At 65.2% G+C, this 15,305-nt stretch carries 12 protein-coding genes; 10 read left to right on the plus strand and 2 right to left on the minus strand.

Annotated elements, in window-relative coordinates; all coding sequences use genetic code 11:
• Positions 1 to 27 precede the first annotated feature (27 nt).
• From O6W96_RS03695 to O6W96_RS03705, 3 genes are all read left to right on the plus strand, one after another.
• Positions 28 to 1,116, plus strand: coding sequence for a Gfo/Idh/MocA family protein (locus tag O6W96_RS03695; protein WP_353468301.1), 1,089 nt, complete (start codon positions 28 to 30; stop codon positions 1,114 to 1,116).
• A 99-nt stretch (positions 1,117 to 1,215) separates the two neighbouring features.
• On the plus strand, positions 1,216 to 3,531 hold the full coding sequence (locus O6W96_RS03700; RefSeq protein WP_353468302.1) for a TonB-dependent receptor: 2,316 nt from the start codon (positions 1,216 to 1,218) through the stop codon (positions 3,529 to 3,531).
• Between the two features lie 89 nt (positions 3,532 to 3,620).
• The gene (locus tag O6W96_RS03705; protein ID WP_435372186.1) at positions 3,621 to 4,766 is read left to right on the plus strand and encodes an MFS transporter; all 1,146 of its coding nucleotides are present in this window, start codon (positions 3,621 to 3,623) and stop codon (positions 4,764 to 4,766) included.
• On the opposite strand, the gene O6W96_RS03710 is transcribed toward O6W96_RS03705, so the two are convergent.
• Positions 4,738 to 5,745, minus strand: coding sequence for a LacI family DNA-binding transcriptional regulator (locus tag O6W96_RS03710; RefSeq protein WP_353468304.1), 1,008 nt, complete (start codon positions 5,743 to 5,745; stop codon positions 4,738 to 4,740). The two genes, O6W96_RS03705 and O6W96_RS03710, sit on opposite strands and share 29 nt — an antisense overlap.
• Between O6W96_RS03710 and O6W96_RS03715 the strand changes: the two genes are divergently transcribed.
• From O6W96_RS03715 to O6W96_RS03725, 3 genes are all read left to right on the plus strand, one after another.
• Entirely contained in the window at positions 5,736 to 7,667 is a 1,932-nt protein-coding gene (locus O6W96_RS03715) for a sensor domain-containing phosphodiesterase (protein ID WP_353468305.1), read from the plus strand. The two genes, O6W96_RS03710 and O6W96_RS03715, sit on opposite strands and share 10 nt — an antisense overlap.
• A gap of 224 nt (positions 7,668 to 7,891) precedes the next feature.
• Positions 7,892 to 9,175: a DEAD/DEAH box helicase gene (locus tag O6W96_RS03720; RefSeq protein WP_353468306.1), complete on the plus strand. Its 1,284-nt coding sequence runs from the start codon at positions 7,892 to 7,894 to the stop codon at positions 9,173 to 9,175.
• 214 nt (positions 9,176 to 9,389) lie between these two features.
• Positions 9,390 to 10,271, plus strand: a complete 882-nt coding sequence (locus O6W96_RS03725) for a polysaccharide deacetylase family protein (RefSeq protein WP_353468307.1) — start codon at positions 9,390 to 9,392, stop codon at positions 10,269 to 10,271.
• Positions 10,272 to 10,285: 14 nt separating this feature from the next.
• Here the strand turns inward: O6W96_RS03725 and O6W96_RS03730 are convergent, their stop codons facing one another.
• Positions 10,286 to 10,753 carry a nucleoside deaminase gene (locus O6W96_RS03730; protein ID WP_353468308.1) on the minus strand — a complete coding sequence of 156 codons (468 nt, stop codon included), beginning with the start codon at positions 10,751 to 10,753 and terminating at the stop codon, positions 10,286 to 10,288.
• Positions 10,754 to 10,956: 203 nt separating this feature from the next.
• On the opposite strand from O6W96_RS03730, the gene O6W96_RS03735 reads away from it, so the two are divergent.
• From O6W96_RS03735 to O6W96_RS03750, 4 genes are all read left to right on the plus strand, one after another.
• Entirely contained in the window at positions 10,957 to 12,027 is a 1,071-nt protein-coding gene (locus O6W96_RS03735; RefSeq protein WP_353468309.1) for an FUSC family protein, read from the plus strand.
• Between the two features lie 43 nt (positions 12,028 to 12,070).
• Positions 12,071 to 12,982, plus strand: coding sequence for an acyl-CoA thioesterase (locus O6W96_RS03740; protein WP_353468310.1), 912 nt, complete (start codon positions 12,071 to 12,073; stop codon positions 12,980 to 12,982).
• A 131-nt stretch (positions 12,983 to 13,113) separates the two neighbouring features.
• A complete protein-coding gene (locus tag O6W96_RS03745) occupies positions 13,114 to 14,631 on the plus strand; it encodes an OprO/OprP family phosphate-selective porin (protein WP_353468311.1) in 1,518 nt (505 codons plus the stop codon).
• A gap of 78 nt (positions 14,632 to 14,709) precedes the next feature.
• A complete protein-coding gene (locus tag O6W96_RS03750) occupies positions 14,710 to 15,219 on the plus strand; it encodes a MaoC family dehydratase (protein WP_353468312.1) in 510 nt (169 codons plus the stop codon).
• Positions 15,220 to 15,305: the final 86 nt, after the last annotated feature.

The raw sequence follows: 15,305 nt of genomic DNA on the forward strand, positions 1-15,305 counted from the left end.
TCGCTGTCACGGATAGGGGTAATAGGCTTGGTCGAGCAAGTACGTTATGGTTTGGTCGGAACCGGCATGATGGGGGTCGAGCATCTCCAGAACCTGGCGGTCACCCCCGGCGCGGTGGTGACGGCGATCGCAGATCCGGTGAGCACGTCGCTTGGTTGGGCACGCGATGCGCTGGGTACCCGCGGCGACGGCGTGCAGGAATTTGCCGATGCGGCGGCGCTCGCGCGCAGCGGCTTGGTCGATGCGGTGATCGTCGCCAGCCCGAACTACACGCACCGCGACGTGCTCGAGCCGCTGTTCGATGCGGACGTGGCGATCCTGTGCGAAAAGCCGTTGGCGACGACGCTGGAGGACGCGCGCTGGGTCGTCGATCGCGCCGCGCAGATGACACGGCCGTTCTGGACCGCGATGGAATATCGCTACATGCCGCCCGCCGCAGCGTTCATCGAACAGGTGCACGACGGGCAGATCGGGCGCTTGCGGATGCTGTCGATCCGCGAACACCGCTTCCCGTTCCTGCCCAAGGTCGGCGACTGGAACCGCTTAAGCCGCAACACCGGCGGGACGATGGTCGAGAAATGCTGTCATTTCTTCGACCTGATGCGGCTGATCATCCGGTCGGAACCGGTCCGCGTCTATTGTTCGGGCGCGATGGATGTGAACCATGTCGACGAGCGCTATGATGGCGAACGCCCCGACATCATCGATAACAGCTACACGACGGTGGATTTCGCCAACGGCGTCCGCGCGATGCTCGACCTGTCAATGTTCGCGGACGGCGCCGAGAACCAGGAGGAGATCACCGCGGTCGGCGACGCCGCTCGGCTCGACGTGCTGATCCCCGAAGGCGCGTTGGTGTTCAGCCCGCGCACCGGCTTCCTCAATCCCAAACAGGTCGAGCGTCGGGTGATCGCGGTGGACCAGACCGCGCTCGACGTCGGTAGCCATCACGGCTCGACCTTCTATCAGCACCAGAAATTCATCGCTGCGGTTCGCGGCGAGATCGGTGTGGAAGTCACCGCGTGTGACGGGCTCATGGCAGTGGCGATCGGTACCGCCGCCGAGATCAGCGCGCGGACGAAGCGCGTGGTGGAGATGGCCGAACTGGGGTTTTGAATGAAGCGGTACTTTGCACCCTCCAAGTCGAATTGGTGTATGACAGCGCAGGACACTGTATAACCTACTCGTGAAGTAGGGATTGTGGAGGGGACGCGCATGAAAACGCATTGGTTGCTGACGGGGGTGGCCTTGGCCGCAGGGCTGAGCGCACCGGCTTGGGCGCAGGATGCGCAAGCGATCCAGGCCGCATCGGACGCACCGAACGACCAAGCCGCCGCCAGCTCGCCCGATGCGTCCGTGCCGGGCGAGATCGTCGTGACCGCGCAGAAGCGCTCGGAGCGTCTGCAGGATGTTCCGGTTGCGGTGTCGGTGATCTCGGGCGCGCAGATCGCTGCACAAGGTGCGGTGAACCTCGAAGGTGCGCAGTACCTCGTACCGACGCTGAACTTCCGCAAATCGGGCACGACGATCAACCAGTCGCTGTTCCTGCGCGGGGTCGGCACCTCGACCTTCTCGGTCGCAGGCGAGCCATCGATCTCCACGGTCGTCGACGGCGTCGTCTACAGCCGCGCGGGCGAAGCGTTCAGCGACCTGATCGACATCGACCGGATCGAAGTCTTGCGCGGTCCGCAGGGCACATTGTTCGGCAAGAACACGAGCGCGGGCGTGATCAACATCGTCACCCAGCGTCCCGGCAACGTGCTCGCCGGGTCGGTCGAAGGGTCGTTCTTTACCGGCAACGGCAACGAATATCGCACGCGCGCCGCGCTCGATATTCCGGTGAACGAGACGATCAAGAGCCGATTCACCGGATTCTACGGCAATTACGCAGGTAACATCCGCAACGTCGCGCACGATAACCGGCGCGTGAACGGGTACGAGCATTACGGTTTCCGGGGCATGGTGGTCGCCGACGCCACGCCCGACCTGACTTTCACGCTGATCGGCGACTATCGCCGGAGCAACGACGATTGCTGCGCCGAGGTCATCGGCACCACGCCGACCACCGGGCTCACCGCGAGCGTCCTGCCCGACCGCAACGGCAACAAGTCGCGCACCGTCAACCAGGACCTGATCACGCATACCGACGAGAAGAGCTGGGGCGTCTCGCTGCAAGCCGACGCGACGCTCGGTACGCAGACGGTGACGTACATCGGCTCATACCGCGAATACGACAATACCGAGATCCGCGACGGCGACTGGCTGCCGACCGCCTATGTCGGCGCCAACCAGCTCCACGATTTCGGGCCGCAGACGAGCAACACGTTCACGCAGGAAGTCCGGATCGCGTCACCGTCGAACCAGTTCTTCAGCTATGTCGTCGGCGCATTCTACTCGCGCGCGGAAACCGAGCGGACGTTCCGCCGCGACGATGTCGTCTGCACCGCCACGCCGACGCCGACCGTGCTCACCCCCTGCTCGACCGCGGGCATGACGGTCACCCGGCCGACCGGCACCGCGGTGTTCGGCTCGACCTTCAAGAACCTCGCATTCTTCGGCCAAGGCGTCTTCAATCTCACCGACCGGTTCCGTGCGATCGCCGGCGTCCGCTATACCAGCGACCAGCTCGACGTGTTCCACAGCCGCGTCACCACGCTGGCGGGGCCGGGCATCAACCCGAGCTTCGGCCCGTTCGCCGGCAAGACGACCAACACCAACTGGTCGGGCAAGGGCGGGCTGCAGTTTGACGTCACGCCGCACTCGACGAGCTACGCGACCTATTCGCGCGGCTATAAGGGGCCAGCGTTCAACATCTTCTACAATCTCGGCGCGACCGGCACCAACGTGATCGATCCGGAAACCGCGGACAGCTACGAGGTCGGTCTGAAGAACACGCTGTTCGGCGGCAAGCTGGTGATCAACGTCGCCGCCTATTACGCCAAATATCACAATTTCCAGGCCAACAACCCCGACGTGGTCGCCGGCGTACTCGTCACTCGCTTCACCAATGCGGGCGACATCTCGACCCGCGGCGGCGAACTCGACCTCCTCTACCGCCCCGTCCGCGATCTCAACATCTCGGGCGGGCTCGCCTATACCGACGCGCATGTTGACCAGTTCAAGATCCCGACCAACGGCTCGACCACGGGCGTCGTGCCGGCGGGTACGCAACTCGGCTACGCACCGCGGTGGAAGGGCTCGCTCGGCGGCGACTACCGGATCCGCACCGGCAGCAGCATCGATTTCACACTGGGTGCGCAAGGCTCCTACCAGTCCAGCCAGATCTCACAGTTCGACGCGAGCGCCGCGATCCGCAACGCGACCACGATCAAGGCGTACGGCCTGCTCGATCTATCGGCCGGTATCGTCGACGCGAAGGACGCTTTCCGGATCATACTCCAGGTGAAGAACGTGCTCGACACCAGCTTCGCCTCGTCGATCGTCAGTGGCGGGCCCGGTGGCGCCTATCGCTACATTATTCCGCGCGAGGCGGATCGCTACGCCGGCATCACCGCAAGGCTGAACTTTTGACGGAAACGATACAGACCCCCTCTCCGGCCCCCTCGCCCGCCCAGTCAAAGGCGCGCTGGGTGGTCGTGGCGCTCGTGTTCTTCGCGATCATGCTGAACTACGTCGACCGGCAGATCCTGGCGTTGCTGAAACCGACGCTCGAGCAGGAGTTCGCGTGGTCCGATCAGGATTACGGCAACATGGCGTCGGCGTTCCAGTTCGCTGCCGCGGTCGCGTTTCTCGGAACCGGCTGGTTCATCGATCGGGTCGGCCTGAGGATCGGCTTCGCGGCGGGAGTCTTCGTCTGGAGCCTTGCCGGGATGGCACACGCGTTCGTGTCGGGCGTGACGGGGTTTATCGGCGCGCGCGTCGTGCTCGGCGCGGCGGAGTCGATCGGCACCCCCGCCGCGGTCAAGTCCGCCGCGACCTATTTCGGGCCCAAGGACCGATCGATCGCGCTGGGCATCGGCAACACCGCGCCCAATGTTGGTGCGGTCATCACACCGCTCGTCATCCCGGCGCTAGCGATCGCGTTCGGCTGGCGCGCGGCGTTCCTCGTCGCGGGCGGCCTGGGACTGGTCTGGGTGGTCGCCTGGTTCGCGTTCAAGATGCCCGCCGCGATCGCCGAGACCGGCGGCCCCGCGCCGATCCGCTGGATCGATCTGTTCAAGGATCGCCGGACGCTTGCCATCGCGGTCGCCAAAGTGCTGTCGGATCAGGTCTGGTTCTTCATGCTGTCATGGCTGCCCGATCTGTTCCACCGCCTGTTCGGACTGCCGCAGGGTCAGGTCGGACTCCCCGTCGCGCTCGTCTACGCGCTCGCGGCCTGCGGCGCGCTCACCGGCGGCTGGCTACCGACCCGGCTGATGGCACGCGGCTGGAGCCTCGACCGTGCGCGGAAATCGACGCTGCTGCTGTACGCGCTGCTGATCCTGCCGGTGCCGATCGTGCTGTCGCTGCAAAGCCCGTGGACCGCCGCGTTGGTGCTCGGGCTCGGGCTGTTCGCGCATCAGGGGTTTTCGACCAACGTCTTCGCGTTGACGACCGACGTCATGCCGGCGCGGTCGGTCGGGTCGACGATCGGGATCGCCGCGTTCTGTGGCAACATGGGATCGATCGGCATGATCCAGCTATCCGCCTGGTCGCTCGGCCACGGCTTTGGCTATGCGCCGATGCTGGCGATCTGTGCGGTCAGCTATCTGCTGGCGCTGGGGTTCATCCAGTTGCTCATCCCGCGGATCGAACCGGCCCGGTAGAGTCGCGGCGGATCAGTTCGAACGGGACTTCGATCCGCTTCACCGCGAACTCGGCGGCGAGAAGCAGGTCGGCCGCCGTGTAGCCGAGCGTCCGCGTCGGCTGGCGGATCGTCGTCAGCGCGGGCCAGACGAACCGCGAGATCGCATCGTCGCCAAAGCCCGCGATCGACAGGTCGGCGGGCACCGACAGCCCGCGGCGATGCGCGACGCTGAGCACGCCTGCCGCCATGTCGTCGTTTGAGGCGAAGACCGCGGTGGGCGGCAGGCGGAGCGCCAGCAGCGCCTCGGCCGCGTCGGCGCCCGATGCGAAGTCATAGTCGCCGGGGCGGACCAGGACGGGATCGAACGCGATCTCGGCTTCGTCGAGCGCGGCGCGATAGCCCGCAAGTCGCTGCACGCTGGTCGCATAGCTCGCATGCCCCGAGACGAAGCCGATGCGGCGATGACTCAGCGCCAGCAGATGCCGCGTCATCACGGTCGCCGCGCCGATATTATCGATGAACACCGATGCGGTGAGATCGAGATCGGTGCCCGGCGAAACCCGGACGAACCGGACGTTGCGACGCGCCATCAGCGCCAGCACTTCGGGATAGTCGGTCGCGGGCGGCGTCAGGATCAGTCCGTCGACACCCGATCCGTCGATCAGGCTCTCGATATCGTCGATCAGCCGGTCGGAATCGTGGTCATAGGGCTGCGCGATCATCCGCACGCCGTCGAGCAGGCAGCGATCGCGGATGCCGGACTGCATCTCGTAAACGTAATACGGGCTGGGGTTGTCGCAGGCGAGCGCGATCTGGAAGCTGCGATGCCCGGCCAAGGTCCTGGCGGCCATGTTGGGCCGATATTTCAGCGTCGCAAATGCCGCGGTCACGCGTGCGCGCGTAGCGTCGGAAACCCGCGGCTCGTTGTTCAGGACGCGCGAGACCGTCTTGATGGAAACCCCGGCAAGCCGCGACACGTCATTGATCGTTGGCCGCACGCCGCTCTCCTCGAAGCGCCCAGGATGGGGACGTTTCTCTACGGCGTCAAAGCAAAGTGGTCCCGGCGGGCTTTGATCCGTCGAACCAGGCCTGTCGAAGCGACACGGTGCCCAGCAAGACTCTATTATGGCGACGGAATAAAACCGTTAAGGTTTTAATTCTATCATGGTGCCGCAAGGAGTACCGCGTGCCCGACTATCCGGAAGAAGCAAGGCTTGACGCTCTGTACCAGCTCAAGCTGCTCGACACCTCACCGTTGGAGAGCTTCGACCGGATCACCCGGATGGCAAGCCAGATCTTCGGCCTGCCGGTTGCCGCGGTGTCCCTTACCGACCGGGACCGGCAATGGTTCAAATCCCGCGTCGGCGTGGACCATACCAGCATTCCCCGGGATCGGGCACCCTGTGCCCAGGTCGCCGAATCGAGCACGCTTCTGGTGATCGAAGACCTGCACGCCGATCCCTATTACGCCGACAGCGTCCTGGGTCGGGCAGGAACCCGATTTTATGCCGGGGCGCCGTTGATTACCAGCAACGGTTACGGCTTGGGCGCACTGTGCGTCCTGGGGACCGAACCGCGACATGCGACTCCGGCCGAGTTAGCCGCCCTTGTCGACCTGGCTGCGATGGTCATGGCGCAAATTGAGCTGCAGCATGCATTCGGACATGTGAATCCGATCAGCGGGCTACCCACGCGCAGTCAGTTCCGCGACGATCTCGTCGACCTTGCCCGAGACCATCCGGGCGAACAGCGACTTGCCGTCGTCGTGGATCTCGCGCGCGACGACCAGATCAGCAGGATCACGCGGGTCCTGGGCGGCGCCCGGGTCGACGAAATGATCCGCGAAGCCACCCGGTCGCTGCTCGACGTGCTCAAACCGACGCGGTCGGCCTATCATGTCGGTCCGGCGCAGTTGGCGTTCCTGTCGCCACCCGGGATCGAACAGACCGCCTATCTGAAGTCGCTTCAATCCGAATTCGAAGTCATCAGGGCATCGTCGTCGGTCCGGTTCGTGACCAACGTCGCGATCGGCGTCCGCCCGTTCATTCTTGGCGAAATGCCGGCAGACGACGTGCTGCGGGGTGCCGCGAGCGCGGCGCAGGACGCCCGCGGTGCGGACGGGGCGATCGCGCTGTACTCGTCGTCGAGCGATACCGCGCATCAGCGCCAATACAGCCTTCTGCGCGACTTCGGCATGGCGCTTGAGGCAAGCGACCAGTTGCGACTGGTATATCAGCCGCGCATCGACCTGGAGACCGGCCAGTGCGTCGGGGCCGAAGCGCTCCTGCGTTGGCGACATCCCCGGCTTGGAGACGTATCCCCGGCCGAGTTCATCCCGATCATCGAACAGACTTCGCTGGCGCGGCAGACGACCCAGTGGGTCATCGATGAAGCGATGGACCAGCTCGCCAGCGGGGAGAAAACCGGCGACGCGGTGACGCTGTCGGTCAATATTTCCGCCGCCAATCTTGGCGAGGCCGATCTTGTCGAGCGCCTTCAGCTGGGGCTGTTGAAACGCGGTTTGCGCCCCGATCAATTGGAGATCGAGCTGACGGAAAGCGCGATCATGGACCAGCCGGACAAGGCGATGGCAGTCCTACACGCGCTGGACGCCGCAGGGATCCGCCTTGCGATCGACGACTTCGGGACAGGTCATAGCAGCCTGGCGTATCTCCAGCAGCTACCGGCGCGGGTCCTCAAGATCGATCAGGCGTTCATCCGCAACCTCATCGAACCGAGCGGCCCCGATTTCGTGCTTGTCGAGACGATGATCGGCCTCGCACATCGTCTTGGCTATCTGGTGGTCGCGGAAGGGGTGGAGACGGCCGAAGCGGCGGCAATCCTGACGGAACTCGCGTGCGAGGAGGCGCAGGGCTTCTTGTTCGCACGCCCGATGGAAACCGAAAACTTTATCGCCTAGCTGAAGATGCAGCCGGCGCCTGCAACGCTGTTGGTCGCTTGATATACGGATCGTACCCGAGGCGATCCACAACGCGCGACTGAACACAGGCACAATACCGTCAAATAGCCCCGCAGGGGGTTTCCGCATTGACGCAGTGCAGCATAAAATCTAACTGCCCGCGCTCAAGACGCTAAGCCCGACCAGGCGCAGCTTTAGCTCAGCGCTGGAGGCGCCGCGTGACAATGACCATGACTTTCGCCGATCTCTCGCTCGCGCCCGTTCTGCTGCAGGCGCTCGCCGAGGAAGGCTATACCAACCCGACACCGATCCAGGCGCAGTCGATCCCGATGCTGCTGGAAGGCCGTGACATGCTCGGCATGGCGCAGACCGGTACTGGCAAGACCGCAGCCTTCGCGCTGCCGCTGCTCCATCGTCTCGCCGCCGATCCGCGTCCAGCGCCCAAGGGCGGCGCGCGCGTGCTCGTGCTGGCGCCGACGCGCGAACTGGTGTCGCAGATCGCCGCGGGTTTCGAAAGTTTCGGCCGGCACATCAAGCCGAGCGTGATGACGATCTTCGGGGGGGTCAGCCAGTTCCATCAGGTCAAGGCACTCGAGGGCGGCGTCGATATCATCGTCGCCGCGCCGGGCCGCCTGCTCGATCTCGTAGAACAGGGCGTCTGTGACCTGTCGCACCTCGAAGCGCTGGTGCTCGACGAGGCCGACCAGATGCTCGATATGGGATTCGCCAAGCCGATCGAGCGGATCGTCGCGACGCTGCCCAAGGATCGCCACACACTGCTGTTCTCGGCGACGATGCCAAAGTCGATCGCGGCACTGGCCGAGAGCCTGTTGCGCGATCCGGCTAAGGTCGAGATCGCGCCGCCGTCGACGACGGTCGACCGGATCGACCAGTCGGTGATGTTCCTCGACGCGGCCGACAAGAAGGCGGCGTTGCTCGCGCTGTTGCAAACGCCGAACATGGGCCAGGCAGTCGTCTTCACGCTGCAGAAGAACATCGCCAACGACGTCTGCGCGTTCATCGGCGAAGCGGGTATCACCGCCGAGGCGCTGCACGGCAACAAGTCGCAGGGCCAGCGCGAGCGTGCGCTCGACGCGTTCCGCGCCGGTACCGTGCAGGTCCTCGTCGCGACCGATATCGCCGCACGCGGAATCGATGTCGACACGGTGACGCACGTCTTCAACCACGACCTGCCGAGCCTGCCGGAAAGCTATGTCCACCGGATCGGCCGGACCGGTCGGGCCGGGCGCAGCGGTTTCGCCGTCACGCTGTGCGACGCCGAGCAACGCGCCTGGCTGCATGATGTGGAGCGGGAGATCGGCCGCACGCTGACCGTGCAGGACGATCACGAATGGCACTGCGAAGTGGCGCGCCATTCGACCAAGCGCGCGCCCGTGCTGGGCGGCGGGCCGGTCAAGCAGATCAAGCCAGCCAAGGCACCACGCGAGCGGAAAATCTGGACCGAGGAAGAGAAGCTGGCCGCGCGCATGGCCGCCAAGGCTGCCTGACGGACCGTTACGGGCCGTTTAAGCTCACGGGGATTAGGACAGCATCGAGAGCCGGGTTTGATCGCTACCGATCAAACCAAATGAGTATGCATGCTTTGCCCATGGCAACGGTCGCACGCGACCGTCGCCGGATCGCCATCCCGCGGGCTTTCGCGACGCCGAACCTGTGTCCATCCACGACGCAACGCTTTGGTACGAAGTCCGTTCAGGTGCGATGAGCACGCAACACCACGGCCGTTACGCCTATTCCGCCATCAACGATCGGCCTGATTACGACTGGCCGGGCGGCAGGCGCTTGGCGATCTACTTCGGCGTGAACTACGAGGTGTTCGACTTCAAGGGCGGTCTTGGGGCCGAGCTTGCGCCGTCGCAGACCCAGCCCGACGTGATGAACTATGCTTGGCGCGACTACGGCAATCGGGTCGGCGCTTGGCGGCTGTTCGATCTATTCGACCGCCTCCAGTTACGTACCACGGCGCTGCTGAACGGCGACGTTATCGATCGCTGTCCGGGATTGGCGGAAGCCTGCCGCGACCGGGGCGACGAGATCGCCGCGCACGGCGGCACCAACGCTGCGGCGCAGGGCGATCTGTCCGCCCACCGCGAACGTGCGATGATTGCCGACGTCACCGAGCGACTGGCGACGCTTGGGACCCGGCCGACGGGATGGCTCGGGCCGTGGATTTCGGAAAGCGAGAACACGCCCGACCTGCTCGCGGCGGAGGGCTATCGCTATGTCCTGGATTGGGCGCATGACGATCAGCCGACGCGGCTGCGGACCAAGACCGGCAGCCTGCTGTCCGTACCGTACTCCCAGGAGATCAACGATATCCCCGCGATCATCGCGCGACGGCAGGAAGCGGAAACGTTCGCGGCGATGATCCGTGCAGCCGTTACCCAGTTGCTGTCCGAATGCGACCGGCGTCCGGTCGTCCTCGGCATCGCGCTCCATCCCTATATCATGGGGCAGGCACACCGCGTCCCTGCCCTCGCAAGCGTTCTGACGGCGTTGCGCAAAGCGGACGATTCCCGCATCTGGTGGACGACCGCCGGGGACATCGCAGCGCATGTCGAGACAAACGGGCTCGCCATCTGACCGGCCCTTGCGTGTCAATCGCGAGCACGCGCTTGGAGCGCGCGGACTTCGTCGGCGAACGTCACGACTGGGCCCTCGACGATCGCTCCGGGCACCACGTCGGTGATCCGCAACGGCGCGATGCCGAGTTGCGGCTTGCCCAGGTCGCGCAACCACTCGCCGAGCTGAATCGACGAGGTCGCGTAGACGATCCGTCCCAGGCCTGCCAGACCATGCGCCGCCGCGCACATCGCGCAATGTTCGCCCGAGGTATAGACGACCGCCGACCGCCGTTCTTGCGCGGTCAGGTTTTCGGCGGCCCAGCGGGCGATCGCGAATTCGGGATGTCTGGTCGGATCGCCGCCGCCGGTCCGGTTGCGATCCTCGAACACGATCGTGCCGTCGGACACCAGGACCGAGCCGAACGGCTGGTCGCCCGCCTCAACGGCCTCACTCGCCAGATCCACGCACCGGCGCAGGTACCGAAGGTCGTTGTCGTTCATCGCGCTCATCCTCGTTTGCGGAACCAGAGCGGTCTCGCGCGGGAATGGATCCGACCGCCCGTCAGATCGTCGCCGGGCGCAGAAGATCGGATCCCGTACCTGCGCACGAATTTACGGTCAGTCTCGCAGGCGCTACCGGGACTCGGACTAGTCGCCCACGACCGAAGGAACGCGCGCTGACATTCGAGTTCCGGCCCGATGCCTTGATCAAGGCCAATGCGGACAGCCTGCGCCAGACGGTCCGCGTGATCGTCGCGACCGCGGTGGCGTTCGCGGCGTACAAGTCGCTCGGCCTGCACGAAGGCTATTGGGCAGTATTCACCGTGTTGATCGTCATGCAGGCATCGATCGGGGGAACGCTCGGCGCGGCGACCGATCGGTTGCTGGGGACGTTGTTGGGCGCAGTGCTCGGCGGGATCGGCGCGGCGCTCGGGCGGACCGATACGCTCGGACTCGGGCTGGTGCTCGTTACCGTCACCGGGATCGCCGCGCTCGTCGCGTCGGTCCGGCCGCGGTTGCGGATCGCGCCGGTCACCGCCGCGATCATGCTGCTCAGCGCGCCGCCCGGATCTTCGGTAGGGATCTTCGTCCGCGACCGCATCATCGAGATCGGGCTTGGCGGCCTGATCGGCGTGCTGGCGGCGATGCTGATTTTGCCGGCACGCTCGCACGGCGTGGTGATTGCGCGAACCTTAGCGGTGCTGAGCCATATCGAACGGATGCTGCGCGCGCAGGCCGACGCGCTGACCGCCGGGCTCGCGCTGCCCTCGTCCCCCGAACACGCCGCGCTGCGTCATGCGCTGGCCGCGGTCGAGCTGGCGATGAAGGATGCCGACCGTGAGCGGGCGTCGCGGCTCGCCGATCACGGTATCCCCGCCGCGGTCCCGCGCACGCTCTGGCGGATCCGCAACGACCTGGTGCTGAGCGGTCGCGCACTCGACGAACCGCTGCCCCCGGCGGCAATGGCAGCGCTCGCCACGCCATCGGCGGCGATGCTGACCGCGCATGCCGCGCTAACAACCCGGTGTTCGGAGGCGCTCCGCACGCGCGGAAAAGTAGATCGCGGCGACGTTGAAGCCTGTTATCGCATGTTCGGTACCGCGCTCGATCTGTTCCGCCGGAGCGATGCCGCAGCGACGCTGGATTTCGACGCATCGGGGCGCGTGTTCGGGCTCGCCTTTGCCGCGGGCCGGCTGCACCGCGACCTGCTCGACCTCGCCGGTCGCGTCGACGAGATTGCGCCGACCAAAATGCTGGCCGCCGACCAAAGCTGACCGCGCGGCTTTGACGCTGAATGCGCGCGCGGTACGGGCGGCAATGACAGACCCCCTATCGACGCCCGACCTCGCCGCCGAACTCGTCGCGCTGCTCGACATCGAACAGCTCGATACCGATCTCTTCCGCGGACTGCAGAGGCCCGGCGCGACCGCGCGCGTCTTTGGGGGCCAGGTCGTCGCGCAGGCGCTGATGGCGGCGCAGCGGTCGGTCGACGGCCCCGCAATGGCGCACAGCATGCACGCCTATTTCCTGCGCGCCGGCACCGAGACGCAACCGATCATCTTGCGGGTCGAACGCGACTTCGACGGCAAATCGTTCGCGAACCGCCGCGTCACCGCAAGCCAGAACGGCGCTACGATCCTGACGCTGGCTGCATCGTTCCAGCGGCCGGAAGCCGGGCTGGAGCATGCGATCGCGATGCCCGATCTTCCGCCGCCGGAGGCGCTGCGCTCGCTCGACGTCCTCGCCGGCGACTATGCGGATATCTCCGCGCAAGCCGTAGCGTTCCTCGGCCAGCCGTCCGCGTTCGATATCCGGCCCTGCGGCGTGCCGGCGTTCTTCCAGACCGAACCCGGCACACCCATATCCCATGTCTGGATCCGGTTCAGGGGCAGCGCACCGACCGATCCCGCGATGCGCCGGAGCGTGCTCGCCTATCTGTCGGATTATGCGCTGCTCAGTGCGTCGTTGATCCCGCACGGCGTCAATATGTTCGCGCACAGCATGCAGACCGCGAGCCTCGATCACGCGATGTGGTTCCACGAGGACGTGCCGCTCGACGACTGGCTGCTGTATAGCAGCGAGAGCCCGTGGTCGGGGCATGGTCGTGGTATCGCGCGCGGCGTGTTCCATAGCCGCGACGGGCGGGCGATCGCGCATGTGACGCAGGAAGGACTGATCCGGATGCGACCGGATCTCGCACCCCGCACGACGATCCCGCATATGCCGTGACGTGTTCGACGCACGAAACGGTCTTGACAGCGCATTTGTACGGACATTAAGATTATGTGGTACTAGCGAAGCTGGTCCCGGGATATCGCGCTGCTGGAGACGGACGATCCCGATCACAAGAGGATGTCTGTATGCGTCATTCGTACGCCGTATCGCTGTGCGCATTGCTTGCGGTGCTTCCTTCGGTAGCCGAGGCGCAAACGCCGTCGGCGTTGGATACCGATCCGTCGTACCAGACCATGCTGGCGCTGATCGACGAGATGGTCGAGAACAAGCTGGTCAGCCGCGAACGCGCCGATACGCTGATCGCAAACGCCAAGGCCAAGGCGAGCCGTGCCCTAGCGGCGAATGCTGCACCCCCGCCCGCCCCGGTACCGCCGCCCACGCGCGTGCAGGTCGCCACGCAAGCGGCCGACGCCGGCGCCAAGATCGCTCCCGTCCCGGTCGGCAATCCGCAGACCACGAGCGCCGGAGGGGTAGCGCTGCCCGCCGATCTCGCGGTCGACTGGAGCCGCGGTGCGCCGGTGTTCAGCAGTCGCAATGGCAAGTTCACCTTCAAGCCGCGCGGTCGCATCCTAGCCGATCTGTCATCGACCGGCGGGTCGGACTTCGATCGTCGGAACATCACCGTCTCGACACTGCGCCAGTTCCGCTTCGGCGGGGTCGGCACGATCGGCGATCACCTGTTCTACCAGTTCGAGGCCGATTTTCGCCGCAATGCGACGGAGGTCGTCCAGACCTTCGTCGGATACCGTCAGAAATTCGGGAAGACCGACACCGACATCCGTTTCGGCAATCTGATCACCGATCGCGGTATCGATATCGGCACCGCGGCAACCGCCAACCCGTTCATCACCACCAACATCAACACCACCGCACTGGCGACGCAGGGCGGGCGCGTTTACCTGCTCGGTGTGGTCGGTCGTGCCGGTGGCGAGAACTGGCACGCCAGCCTCGGCGTTCACGGCGACGCGATCGACAATGACTTTACCCGCAGCGACAACCGGATGGTGCTGGGCCGCGCGCACTGGAACCCGATCCTCACCAAGCATGGCCTGATCCATGTCGGCGGCTGGGCGTATAGCGAGAACATTCCCGACACGACCCTGCCGACGACCTTTGCGCAGAACATGTCGGGGGCGATCAACAACAGCGTTCGAGTCGAATCTGCGGCGCTGACGGGCGCGGATGGATCGAAGGCGTTCGGTCTGGAACTGGGCGGCACGCTCGGACCGTTCTACGCGTTCAGCGAATATGGCCAGCGCACCGTCCATGGAGGGCCGACCTCGACCTTCCGCAGCGCCAAGATCAAGGCGCTGTCGATCAACGGTGGCTTCTGGATCACCGGCGAGACCCCGACCTATGCCTCGCGCAGCGGCACGTACGTGGCACCGAACGTGCTCCACTCTGTGCTCGACGGCGGCTGGGGTGCGTTGGAGGCGGTCGCCCGGTACGAGGATCTCGACAGCTCGGATCTTCCGCTGGGCGGGACCGGCACCGCGGGAACGCTGGGACTGAACTGGTCGCTGACCAACAATTTCCGGTTCATGGCCGACTATATCCATTTCCGTACCGACAACCGCACGGGCAGTTTCACCGGACGGGATACCGGCGACACGTTTGCCGCAAGAGCCGAAGTGGCGTTCTAAAGACGGTGTGTCGAAAGCTTCCACTTGCGGCCAAACCATAAGTTCGATAATGTCCGTACAAAGCGATAAGGAGGATGTATGAGCCTTTCGGCTATCAAGGTTGGCGAGCAGCGCTACCGCGCGAGCTATGGCCGCTATCTCGAGGATTTTGTCGTCGGCGACATCTATGAGCATCGTCCCGGGCGGACGATCACCGATGCGGACAATATCCAGTTCTCGCTGATGACGATGAACGCGCACCCGATGCACTGCGACGCGCAATATGCCGCCAAGAGCGAGTTCGGGCGGCTGCTGGTCAATAGCGGACTGACGCTGGCGATCGTGCTCGGCATGACCGTCAACGACGTGAGCGGCAAGTCGCCCGCCAATCTGGGCTGGACCGAGATCAAGCTGACGCATCCGGTATTCGGCGGCGACACGCTGACCGCGGAAACCGAGGTGCTCGAGATCCGCGAGTCCAAGTCGCGACCGACGCAGGGGATCGTCACGACCCGCACGCGCGCGTTCAACCAGAACGCCAAGCAGATCATGGAGTTCACGCGCAACTCGCTGGTCTACAAGCGCGGTGAATCTCCGGACGACAAATAGCCCGACCGATCGACCAACCGGCCGCCCCTGATGGTGGCCGGACGTCCCCCAAGCGGCCTGCGAGAGCTTCGACCAAAGAAGACCCG

The organism is Sphingomonas faeni (genome assembly GCF_040407495.1).
In the GTDB taxonomy this organism is placed as follows: Bacteria; Pseudomonadota; Alphaproteobacteria; order Sphingomonadales; family Sphingomonadaceae; genus Sphingomonas; species Sphingomonas faeni_D.

Excerpts from the sequence above, each read along its gene's own strand:
- O6W96_RS03700 (WP_353468302.1), top strand. The coding sequence starts at position 1,216 with ATGAAAACGCATTGGTTGCTGACGGGGGTGGCCTTGGCCGCAGGGCTG.
- O6W96_RS03705 (WP_435372186.1), top strand. The coding sequence starts at position 3,621 with ATGCTGAACTACGTCGACCGGCAGATCCTGGCGTTGCTGAAACCGACG.
- O6W96_RS03720 (WP_353468306.1), top strand. The coding sequence starts at position 7,892 with ATGACCATGACTTTCGCCGATCTCTCGCTCGCGCCCGTTCTGCTGCAG.
- O6W96_RS03725 (WP_353468307.1), top strand. The coding sequence starts at position 9,390 with ATGAGCACGCAACACCACGGCCGTTACGCCTATTCCGCCATCAACGAT.
- O6W96_RS03730 (WP_353468308.1), bottom strand. The coding sequence starts at position 10,753 with ATGAACGACAACGACCTTCGGTACCTGCGCCGGTGCGTGGATCTGGCG.
- O6W96_RS03740 (WP_353468310.1), top strand. The coding sequence starts at position 12,071 with ATGACAGACCCCCTATCGACGCCCGACCTCGCCGCCGAACTCGTCGCG.
- O6W96_RS03745 (WP_353468311.1), top strand. The coding sequence starts at position 13,114 with ATGCGTCATTCGTACGCCGTATCGCTGTGCGCATTGCTTGCGGTGCTT.
- O6W96_RS03750 (WP_353468312.1), top strand. The coding sequence starts at position 14,710 with ATGAGCCTTTCGGCTATCAAGGTTGGCGAGCAGCGCTACCGCGCGAGC.